A 9,830-nucleotide genomic window follows, 5' to 3' on the forward strand; every position below is an offset into this window, starting at 1 on the left:
TTTGCGCATTTCGCAGCGCGTTCCCGGTCAGGTTCAAAACGGAATCATTTCAACGGTTGGTCGCAGGCGTTCCAGTCGCGCGGCCGTTTCGCCGCCCTCGGCGCGGACCAGCGCGCCCGGTCCGTTGACGGCCACGGCGTAAGACGCCGAAACGCTGCCGTGGAGGACGGCCTCGACGGGATCGCCGGTGCGCGCGTAGCCAAGCAGAGCGCCGCCGGAAAACGCGTCACCGGCGCCGGTCGCGTCAACTACGTCGACGGCAGCCGACTTCACCTGGATAAGGTCCGAAGATCCCGCCGCGTGCATCAGCACGCCGTCCGATCCGCATTTGACGGCGATCACCGGAACCTCCGGCGCTCTCTTCCTCAGGGCGGCGATCGCCGCCGACGGAGACGAACCGGGGAAAAGGGCGGTGGCATCCTGGAGGCTCGGCAGGAAGAGGTCGATGGCGGCAAGCAGCCGATCGAAATCGGCATCCTCGAGTTGGTCGAGGTAGCGGTCGTCCGGATCGACGGAGATGACCTGGGCGCCGGTTGCCCGGAAGTGCTCGGCAAAGGTGATCTGGAGATCCCAGGGCAGCGGGGCGAGATGGACATACCGGTAGCGCGCGTCGCCGACATCGTCGGGGGAGGGGCTGAAGGCGCGCCAGTCACGGGTCTTCGAGCGGAAGGTGAAGGTCCGGGTTCCGTCTTCCTCGTAGAGCCCCCAGTTGCGGAGGTTTCTGTCGAGGCGGCGACAACGGGCAAGATCGACGCGACCTTCGAGAGATTCGGTGGGGTATTCGGGTCCGATCGGGGCGATGACGTCCGGCTTCTCGCCCCATATCGCGATGCCGAGCGCGGAATAGACCGCATTGCCACCCGGCGAACACCACATTGTCGAGCCATCAGGGAAGACGAGGTCGTCAATGGTGATGTTGCCGAGGGTGGCGAATTCGGAGGTCATGTCAGGAGACCGGACCTTAGGGAGGTGAATTCGACGACTTCCGAATTGTGGTAGCTGACCGCGTAGAGGATCGGCCGGCCGTTGAAATCGAAATGGGTTTCGCGGACCAGAAGCAGCGGTGCATTGCGCTTCAGCTTCAGCCATCTGGCGTTGTCGGCGTCGGCGGCGACCGCGGTGATCAGGACGCGGCTGTGCGAGATCGGGCGGGCGCATTTGCTGCGCAGGAATTCATAGAGCGACCCGCCGTCGAAGCTCGACAGGAGCTTGAAGTCCTCGTCCACGGTCGAAAGGTGCAGATACTCGTGCGAGAAGACGAGCGGGCGCCCGTCGATCAGCCGGACGCGCGAGATGTGGGTGACCTGGGTCTCCGGGGCAATCTCCAGCGCATCGGCGACCGCGGACGAGGCGCCGGTCACTTCCATCTCCAGGTCCGAGACCGAAGGTTCGCCGCCGACCGAGCGGATCAGGTCGGTCATCGAGCGCATCATCTCGAGAGAGCCGAGGATCGGCGACGGTTCGGACACGACGAAGGTGCCGACACCATGCTTGACCTCGAGCAGCCCCTCGCGCGCCAGGACGCGAATGGCCTCGCGGAGTGTCGGGCGGCTGATGCTGAGATTGCGGGCGAGCTGGGCTTCCGGGACGAGGCGCGTTCCGCCCGCGAGGCGTCCGGACAGAATCTGCTCGCGTAGGGCGTTCGCGACGCGCTGGACGAGGTCTTCCCGGGGCGTTCCGGACGCCCAGATCTTGGCGGTCAGATCCTCGAAATGGCTCGTATCCACGATGTGGTCCTCCCTGACTGGTTGAAAGGGGCGGACCCTCGCACCTCGTCAGGATTCGGTCAACATAGTTCAGAGGTCAAAAGTCTGACCTCTTTTATCTGGCCTGTCCAGCCCCTATGATGCAATTTCCGCAAGGGGCGGGGACAAATCCCGTCTGATGCCCCTCGACGGGGCAGCGCGGACGGGCGTCTCCGGTTCGGTGCGCGCTGTGACGCCGGCATGGAAGGGATGCTTCGGTGAGGACCGACGAGATTCGCGAGGGAGGCGGGTGGCGGAGATCATGACGAGACACATGCTTCATGCGACGCCGGAGACTGTCTCCTGGGGGCGTTTCTCGGCGGCGATGCCACCGGTCCTTCAGGTCGAGTCGGGCGATACGGTGGTCGTCGAATGCCTGACCGGAGGCGCGGAGCTGATGCCCGACGAGCGATCGGGGATGATCGTTCCTGAAGGCTTGCGCGCCATCCATGCCGCCGACCTTCCGTTCCGCTGGGGGCATCTCCTGACCGGGCCGATCGCCATTGCGGGCGCAGAGCCGGGGGACATGCTCGAGGTCCGCGTCGACGCCATCGAGCTCGGCGCCAACTGGGGCTTCAACGCCATCGAGCCGTTCGACGGGACCCTGCCCGACGACTTCATCATGCCCGAACGAGTGCTTGACCATATCCCGATCGACCGTGAGCGCCGGGTGGCGACCCTGCCCTGGGGCACGGACCTTCCTCTGGCTCCGTTCTTCGGTGTGATGGGCGTGGCGCCGCCGCCGGATTACGGGGAGATATCCTCGCGCGAGCCGCGGCTGCACGGCGGCAATCTCGATAACAAGGACCTCGGCGCAGGGGCGACGATCTTCTTTCCGGTCTGGGCCGAGGGCGGGTTGTTCACGGTCGGCGATGGTCACGCGGTACAGGGGCATGGCGAGGTCTGTGTCACGGCGCTCGAGACCTGCCTCACCGGCACCTTCACCTTCGTCCTCCACAAGCGTCAGGGGCGGGAGCCGCTGATTTCCTATCCGCGTGCGGAGACCACGACGCATTTCATCAGCATGGGGATGCATTCCGATCTCGACGAGGCGATGCGCCGGGCGGTTCGCGAGATGATCGGCATCGTCACGGCCCGCACCAACCTGTCGCGTGAGCAGGCCTACCAGCTCTGTTCGCTCGCCGCCGACTTTCACGTCACCCAGTCGGTCAACGTCGAGAAGGGTGTCCACGGAATGCTCGCAAGGAGCCTGCTTGCCTGATGACCGGATTCTCGGATTCGGAGAGACCATGAGGGCGCTTGTGACAGGCGGCGCCGGCCTCGTCGGCCTCGCGGTCCGCCGCGCGCTCGCCGAACGCGGCGACGAGGCGATTGGGGTCGACCGGACCGATTTCGGCCGGGACGACCCAACGCTCCGTCTTGTTTCATTCGCCGAGACCGACCGTCTCGAATCCCTGATGCGTGACGAAGGGGTCGAGGCGGTCGTCCACGCCGGCGGGCTCTCGTCGCCGGTGATGGGCGCCGAAGACCCCTTGAGAACCGTCGACATCAACATAACGGCGACGGCATTCCTTCTCGATGCAGCGCGGCGGCTCGGTGCCAGCCGCTTCGTCTTCTGCTCGTCGCATGTGGTCTACGGCGATGTCGGGCCGGGGACGATCGACGAGGACCATCCACTGAAGCCCGCCAGCGCCTATGCGGCGAGCAAGGTCGCCGGCGAGGCGCTGGTCTCCGCATTCGCCAGGGCTTACGGCCTGCCGGGCGCCAGCCTGCGGATCACGCGGGTCTACGGGCCGTACCGGCGGGCGGAATGCCCCTTCCGGCGGATTGTCGGTGACCACGCCGCCGGGCTGGCGACGACGATCGCCTGCGACCCGGCATTCCCTTATCACTATGTGCATGTCGACGATGTCGCCTGCGCGGTGCTCGCCTGCCTCGACGCGAAGGATCTTCCGTCGGACGTCCTCAACGTCACGTCGGGGGAACGCCTGACCATGCCCGAGGTTGTCGACCGCGTGCACGCCGTGCTCCCCGATGCCAGGATAGAGCTTGTCGATGGCGCCGACCCGGCACCGGAGGTCCAGGACGATTTCAGCCTCGCCCGGTGGGACGGTATCTGGTTCCCGCGCTACGACCTGCGCACCGGCTTTGCCCGCTATCTCGCGGCCATGCCCGAATCCGGGGTGATCCGCCTATGAAACTTGCCACGCTGGTCGGGGCCGACGGTCCCTACGTCGCGATTATCCATGGCGACGACGACCTTGCCTTCGATCTCGCCGCTGCCGCCCGGCATTCGGGAGCCGATGCGGGCCCCTTCGCGTCGATGCTGGCGCTGATCGAGGCGGGCGAAGCCGGCCTCGCGATCGCCCATTCGCTGTTCGAGGTCCTCGGTGACGAGCCGCGTTTCTCGGTGCCGACCGCGAGCGCGACCTTCCTTCCGCCGCTGCCGAGGCCGATCCAGCTCCGCGAGTCCGCGCTCTTCGCGCAGCACATACGCCACGCGCCGGCCGGCATGCGCCGGCTCGCCGGCGACCATGATGCCGGGCCGCTCGCCGACGTGCCGGCGGCCTTCTCGGACCGGCCCGTCTTCTACTTCCAGAACCGGCTCAATGTCGTCGGCCATGGCGCCGAGATCGCCTGGCCGGGTCTCAGCCGCGTCATCGACTACGAGCTCGAGCTCGGCCTTGTCGTCGGCAGGCGCGGCCGGAATATTCCGGTCGAGGCCGCACGCTCGCATTTCTTTGGCTACACCATCTACAACGACTTCTCGGCGCGGGATTTCCAGCTCCGCGAAGCCGAAGGCGGCTTCGGTCCGTCCAAGTCGAAGAGCTTCGACGGGGCCAATGCGATGGGGCCATGGATCGTGACGATCGACGAGCTCGACGATCCCATTGGCCTTGCAGCGTCCGTGTCGATCAATGGCGAGGTCATCGCGGAGGCAGTTCTCGACGGCATGGTCCACACGCCGGAGGCCACGGTCTCCTACATGTCGCGCGACGAAACGCTGGAGGCGGGGGAGGTGATTGGCCTGGGCACGACACCACGCGGCTGCGGCCTCGAGGTCGGGCGGTATCTCGATCGCGGCGACCTCGTGGAACTGACGGTTGAAAAGATCGGAACACTCGCCAACCGCATTGGGGCGGTGTGACCGACACGTTCCGAGCCGATACACCCGCGTCGATGGCCCATTCTTTTTGGTATCGGCCATCCGACTGATGTGTGCTCCTGTGATCTGAAGGCCGAAATCCAGTTTCGCGGTCCGAAAACCGGTGCTTGACAGCCGAAAAGCCTGCGATATTCTGTACGGTGCGGGGCTGCCTCGATAACCGCCTGGACGTGCTAGCCGTCGCGGGTATTGAGGCGCCAGCTACGAGACGGGACCAAGCGTTCGAGTAGACACCGTTTTTTTTGAGGCGTCCGCGAAGAAAGTTCAAGGTCTCGCGAATGTAGTCGCAGGGGGGCGCCAGCTTCCGGACGCGGGTCCGACAGGCTGGCGCCTTTTCGTTTTGCGCGCCGGCGTCGTGGGCCGTCTCGTTCTCGGGATTCATTCTCGCGACGCCGCGCTGCCCGCCTGTCGGGGCGTGTTCACGGGTTCAGGGGGCAGCCGGGCGGCGCGAAGCGCTGCCGCGGTGTTGTCGCGGATCGGTCGGGTCGTGTCGAGGGTCGTCCAGTCGATCTCTCCGCTCGGCTGGTCTGCCTGGAGCATGACGACGGCGGCCGTGGCGTCGGATGCATCGGCGCGGCGATGGGCGATCCGGCCGATCAGCACCTCGACCGGCGCCGTCAGCCACAGACCGGTGAAGGGGACACCAAGCCTCTCGGCCACGGCGGCGATGAGCCTGCGCTCGTCGGGCGTCTTGTGGACGGCGTCGACGATGACGCTGTGGCCGGCGGTCAGCGCCATTTCGGCCTGGTCGCGCAGCGCGGCGAAGACCTTCTCCGTGACCTCGGGTTCGTAGCCCGAGGGCGGCAGGCGATCCAACTCGCCGGCTCCCATCAGCCGCTTCCGCTCGATGTCGCTGCGAAGATGCACCGCCCCCGGCGCGCGGCCGACATGGGACGCGACCGACCGCGACAGCGAGGTCTTGCCGGTGCCGGAATAGCCGCCGACGGCAATCAGCCGGGTCTGTGCCGGTTCGAGGAAGGCCTGGGCGAAATCGAAATACCGGTGGGCATCGAGGCCGGCGTTCCGGTCGTGGCCCACGGTGGCGAAGCGGAGCGCCTCGACCTTCGCCCGCACCGCGGCGCGAAGCGCCAGGAAGAGGGGAAGGGCAGCAAGCCCCCGCAGGTCGTCCGGAAGCGTCGCCGACCTCCAGAGATACCGATTGAGAACGACGTTCGCCTCGCGCCGCAGGTCCCGTTCCCACAGGTCCATCAACAGGAAGGCGAAGTCATAGAGGATGTCGATCGTCGCGATCGACTCGTCGAATTCGATGGCGTCGAACAGGACCGGCTTGTCGTCGATCATCGCGATGTTGCGGAGGTGAAGGTCACCGTGACATCGGCGGACAAAGCCTTCGGCGCCGCGATCGAGCAGGAGGGGGCGCAACGCCGCGAAGGCGCTTCGCATGGCTTCGGCAAGGGCTTTGGCCTTCGCCGGTTCGAAGACCTCGCGCCGCTCGATCAGCGACGAAACGGTTTCCGCCACGACGGAGCCGAGGTCGTCCGTCGCGACGACCCCATCACGCTTTTCCGCACGGGCGTGGCTGTCGACCACCGCCCATGCCAGGTCGCCGAGGATGGCAGGGCTCAGGCCATCGCGGCCGGCGACGCGATCGAGCGTCCGGGTTTCGTCGAAGCGCTTGAGGTGCACCGCCCATTCGATCGGTTCGTTACCGCCGAAACGAAGCGCTCCGTCGGCGCCCCGGCTGATCGGCACCGTGCCGAGGTAGAGATCCGGCGCATAAGGCCGGTTGACCGTGATTTCCGCTTCGCAGGCGGCGTGGCGTTTCTCGAGGGTCGAGAGGTCCATGAAGGGAAAGCGAACGGCGCGCTTGACCTTGTAGACATCGGGTCCGGCGAGAAAGACCGCCGCTGCGTTCGTGTCGATGCGCTCGACCGGTGTCGAAAGGCCATGGGTTGCCGGGTCGGCCAGGAAGGCGAAAACCGCGTCCTGGTCATCGCCCATCACTCGGTCGGAGCCGGGACGGTCCGCGCAGTGGCCCGCCGCAACTGATCGTAGATCCGGAAGATATCCTCGCGGATGCAGAGACGGGTGCCCGGCGTGATGACCGCCGCCGTGCCCGCGGCGGCGCCCAGGATGGCGGCATCTTCGACGGGCCTCTGATCGGCGAGGGCCAGGGTCATCGCGCCGACGAAGCTGTCGCCGGCGCCGACCGCGGATTTCACGTCGACCTTCATCGGCGGAATATGGAAGGTGCCGCGCGTCGAGGCGACGACGGCGCCGGCCGAGCCCATGGTCACGGCGACGATCTCGGCCTTGCCCTCGGCCACCATCTGCGCGGCGACCTCGCCGCAGGACTCGCCGTCGAGGTCGCGGCCGACCAGCCCCTGGAGCTCGTTGAAGCTCGGCTTGACCAGGTGGACCGGCGTCCGGCCAAGTGTCTCGCTGAGACCGGGGCCATGGCTGTCGAGGACGAATTTCGCGCCCTTGTCGGCCGCGATCCTGCCAAAACGGACGAGGATGTCGGGCGAGGCGCCGGCCGGAATGCTGCCGCTGGCGACCAGCCACGAGAAGCTCGCCGAGCGCACCGAATCGAGGGCGTCGTCGATCTCTTCCGTCGTCAGCTCGGCGCCGCTCGGCACGAAGCGGTATTCAAGCCCGGTACTGGTTTCGTAGACCATATGCGCCATGCGGGTGTTGCCCGCGACGCGGATGACATGGGTATGGAGGCCGATCCGGCCGAGCAGGTCGGCAAGCAGGTCGCCCGTCACCCCGCCGGCTATGCAATAAGCCTCGACATTGCCGCCGAGCTCGGTGATGACGCGGGCGACATTGACGCCACCGCCGCCCGGCTCGAAGGACTCGTTGGTGGTGCGCGTCTTGTGCGTCGGTCGGACGACCGCGGCCTCGGCCGATACGTCGATGGTCGGATTGAGCGCCAGTGTCAGGATCTGCGGCAAGGTCGGCTCCGTGGACGGATACGGCGGAAGCAACGCAATTCGAGGAAAGCTGAACTTGGCGCCTGCGTCCAGTTCGCACCTTGATCGGCCGCAAATGACGCGGCGTATCGCCGCGATTTGAGACGATTTTGCGAATCTCCACGATCTCAACCAGTTGATGGCGGATTCAGGCTCGTGAAAATGTGACTGTGGCGCGACCGCCCCATGGCTCTATAACCCCGGGCGCAGCACTTGGACGGAGTTGGGATGGCGATCGATGTCACTTATGGGGGCGCGGCCCTGGCAGGGCTTCTTTCCTTCTTGTCGCCCTGCGTCCTGCCGCTGGTGCCGCCGTATCTGTTCTACATGGCAGGCGTCAGCCTCGATCAGCTGACGGGGGACGAGCCGACGCCCGTCGGGCGGCGGAGGGTGCTTGTCGCGTCGGTCGCCTTCGTCCTCGGCTTCTCGACCATCTTCGTCCTGCTGGGCGCCGCCGCCACCGCGCTCGGCCAGTTCCTGCGCAGCTACAGCGATATCCTGACCATCGCCGGCGGTGCGATCGTCATTCTGATGGGCCTGCATTTCCTCGGCGTCTTCAGGATCGGACTGCTTTATCGGGAAGCGCGGATGGACATGCGCGGAACCCAGGCGGGGCCGGTCGGTTCCTATGTGATGGGACTGGCCTTCGGCTTCGGCTGGACACCGTGCATCGGGCCGGTGCTCTCGGTTATCCTCGGGCTGGCAACCGTGAAGGATACGGTGGGCAGCGGAGCATTGCTGCTGGCGATCTATTCGCTGGGCCTGGGCCTGCCCTTCATCGCCGCGGGGCTCTTCGCCGGGCCGTTCATGCGCTTCATGAAGCGCTTCCGCAGCCACATGGGTACGGTCGAGAAAGCCATGGGCGTGCTGCTGGTGGGAACAGGCGTTCTGTTCGTGACCGGCCGGATCAATGATATCGGGTACTGGCTGCTCAATCTCTTTCCCGGCCTGGCGCAATTGGGTTAAGGCCCCGAATCACCGCGATTTCGGGCAATATGGCTGTGCCCTTTCACGGACAGCCAAAGCCGAGCCATGTCGAAACGATCCTGCCTAGCCATCATTCTCGCGGCCGGCGAGGGGACGCGCATGCGGTCCGACACGCCGAAGGTGATGCATCCGGTCGGCGGGCGGCCGATGCTGGGCTATGTCCTCGATGCCGCCCGCGCCGCCGGCGCCGGACGAATGGCGGTGGTGGTCGGCCCGCGAGCCGACGCGACGAGGCGCTTCGTCGAGAGCAACAAGATATCGGCGGCGATCCACCAGCAGCGGGAAAGGCTGGGGACCGCCCATGCCGTCCTCGCCGCGCGGAAGGAACTGGCCGGGCAGGACGAGGTTCTCGTGCTCTATGGCGATACGCCGCTGGTGACGTCGAAGACGCTGAAGCGGATGCGTCGGGCGCTCGCGCGGGCCGACGTCGTGGTGCTCGGATTCCGTCCCGCCGACCCCGCGCGCTACGGACGGCTGATCGTCGATGGCAAGCAGCTCGTCGCGATCCGCGAGTTCAACGACGCGACACCGGCGGAGCGGGCGATCGACCTCTGCAATGCGGGCGTGATGGCGTTCACCGCCGCCGCCGCCCGCCTGCTCGGGAAGATCGGAAATGCCAACGCCAAGGGCGAATATTATCTCACCGACCTCGTCGAGCTCGCCAATGCCTCCGGCAAGACGGTGGTCGCGCTCGAGGCCGACCCGCAGGAGGTGTTGGGTGTCGACACCCGGATGCAGCTTGCCGTCGCCGAACGCCTCTTCCAGACCCGGGCACGGCGGCAGGCGATGGAAGGCGGCGCGACGCTGATTGATCCGGACAGCGTCTTCTTCAGCTATGACACCAGGATTGGCCGCGATGTGGTTGTCGAACCACATGTTTTCTTTGGTCCGGGGGTTTCGGTCGACGACGCAGCGCCACCGCGCCCACAGGTCATGAACGGTGCTCTGAAGGACGGCGAGTTCTCGAAAGCTATCAAAGAAGGCAACCTTTACATGGTGGTCGTAGACAGCATTGGTTTCCACACGAGTGATGCA

9 protein-coding genes are annotated in these 9,830 nt (G+C 66.2%); 5 read left to right on the forward strand and 4 right to left on the reverse strand.

What is annotated here, in order from left to right; genetic code table 11:
- Window positions 1–33: 33 nt before the first annotated feature.
- Together KDJ86_RS06755 and KDJ86_RS06760 are read right to left on the reverse strand one after the other, a co-directional pair.
- Entirely contained in the window at window positions 34–945 is a 912-nt protein-coding gene (locus KDJ86_RS06755; RefSeq protein WP_291744224.1) for a carbohydrate kinase family protein, read from the reverse strand.
- Window positions 942–1,727 carry a GntR family transcriptional regulator gene (locus KDJ86_RS06760; RefSeq protein ID WP_291744225.1) on the reverse strand — a complete coding sequence of 262 codons (786 nt, stop codon included), beginning with the start codon at window positions 1,725–1,727 and terminating at the stop codon, window positions 942–944. The genes KDJ86_RS06755 and KDJ86_RS06760 overlap by 4 nt, the downstream gene beginning before the upstream one ends.
- A 280-nt stretch (window positions 1,728–2,007) precedes the next feature.
- On the opposite strand from KDJ86_RS06760, the gene KDJ86_RS06765 reads away from it, so the two are divergent.
- From KDJ86_RS06765 to KDJ86_RS06775, 3 genes are read left to right on the forward strand one after another with little or no spacing between them, the layout of a single operon-like run.
- Window positions 2,008–2,967, forward strand: coding sequence for an acetamidase/formamidase family protein (locus tag KDJ86_RS06765; RefSeq protein ID WP_291744227.1), 960 nt, complete (start codon window positions 2,008–2,010; stop codon window positions 2,965–2,967).
- Window positions 2,968–2,995: 28 nt separating this feature from the next.
- Complete coding sequence (locus tag KDJ86_RS06770; RefSeq protein ID WP_291744229.1) at window positions 2,996–3,904, forward strand: NAD-dependent epimerase/dehydratase family protein; 909 nt, start codon at window positions 2,996–2,998, stop codon at window positions 3,902–3,904.
- A complete protein-coding gene (locus tag KDJ86_RS06775) occupies window positions 3,901–4,854 on the forward strand; it encodes a fumarylacetoacetate hydrolase family protein (RefSeq protein ID WP_291744231.1) in 954 nt (317 codons plus the stop codon). Before KDJ86_RS06770 ends, KDJ86_RS06775 begins: the two co-directional genes overlap by 4 nt.
- 396 nt (window positions 4,855–5,250) lie before the next feature.
- Here the strand turns inward: KDJ86_RS06775 and KDJ86_RS06780 are convergent, their stop codons facing one another.
- Window positions 5,251–6,834, reverse strand: a complete 1,584-nt coding sequence (locus KDJ86_RS06780) for a bifunctional aminoglycoside phosphotransferase/ATP-binding protein (protein ID WP_291744233.1) — start codon at window positions 6,832–6,834, stop codon at window positions 5,251–5,253.
- Entirely contained in the window at window positions 6,834–7,790 is a 957-nt protein-coding gene (locus KDJ86_RS06785) for a 1-phosphofructokinase family hexose kinase (protein ID WP_291744235.1), read from the reverse strand. Before KDJ86_RS06785 ends, KDJ86_RS06780 begins: the two co-directional genes overlap by 1 nt.
- Window positions 7,791–8,036: 246 nt before the next feature.
- Here KDJ86_RS06785 and KDJ86_RS06790 point away from each other — a divergent pair, with 246 nt between their 5' ends.
- Window positions 8,037–8,774: a cytochrome c biogenesis CcdA family protein gene (locus KDJ86_RS06790; protein ID WP_291744237.1), complete on the forward strand. Its 738-nt coding sequence runs from the start codon at window positions 8,037–8,039 to the stop codon at window positions 8,772–8,774.
- A gap of 66 nt (window positions 8,775–8,840) precedes the next feature.
- On the forward strand, window positions 8,841–9,830 hold a 990-nt coding region (locus KDJ86_RS06795), incomplete at its 3' end, for a DUF2064 domain-containing protein (protein ID WP_291744239.1).

The sequence above is a fragment of the Bauldia sp. genome, from assembly GCF_020442045.1.
Classification (GTDB): Bacteria; Pseudomonadota; Alphaproteobacteria; order Rhizobiales; family Kaistiaceae; genus Bauldia.

Bases quoted from the DNA above. Each gene is read 5' to 3' on its own strand.
- KDJ86_RS06755 (WP_291744224.1), bottom strand. From the start codon at position 945: ATGACCTCCGAATTCGCCACCCTCGGCAACATCACCATTGACGACCTC.
- KDJ86_RS06765 (WP_291744227.1), top strand. From the start codon at position 2,008: ATGACGAGACACATGCTTCATGCGACGCCGGAGACTGTCTCCTGGGGG.
- KDJ86_RS06770 (WP_291744229.1), top strand. From the start codon at position 2,996: ATGAGGGCGCTTGTGACAGGCGGCGCCGGCCTCGTCGGCCTCGCGGTC.
- KDJ86_RS06775 (WP_291744231.1), top strand. From the start codon at position 3,901: ATGAAACTTGCCACGCTGGTCGGGGCCGACGGTCCCTACGTCGCGATT.
- KDJ86_RS06780 (WP_291744233.1), bottom strand. From the start codon at position 6,834: ATGGGCGATGACCAGGACGCGGTTTTCGCCTTCCTGGCCGACCCGGCA.
- KDJ86_RS06790 (WP_291744237.1), top strand. From the start codon at position 8,037: ATGGCGATCGATGTCACTTATGGGGGCGCGGCCCTGGCAGGGCTTCTT.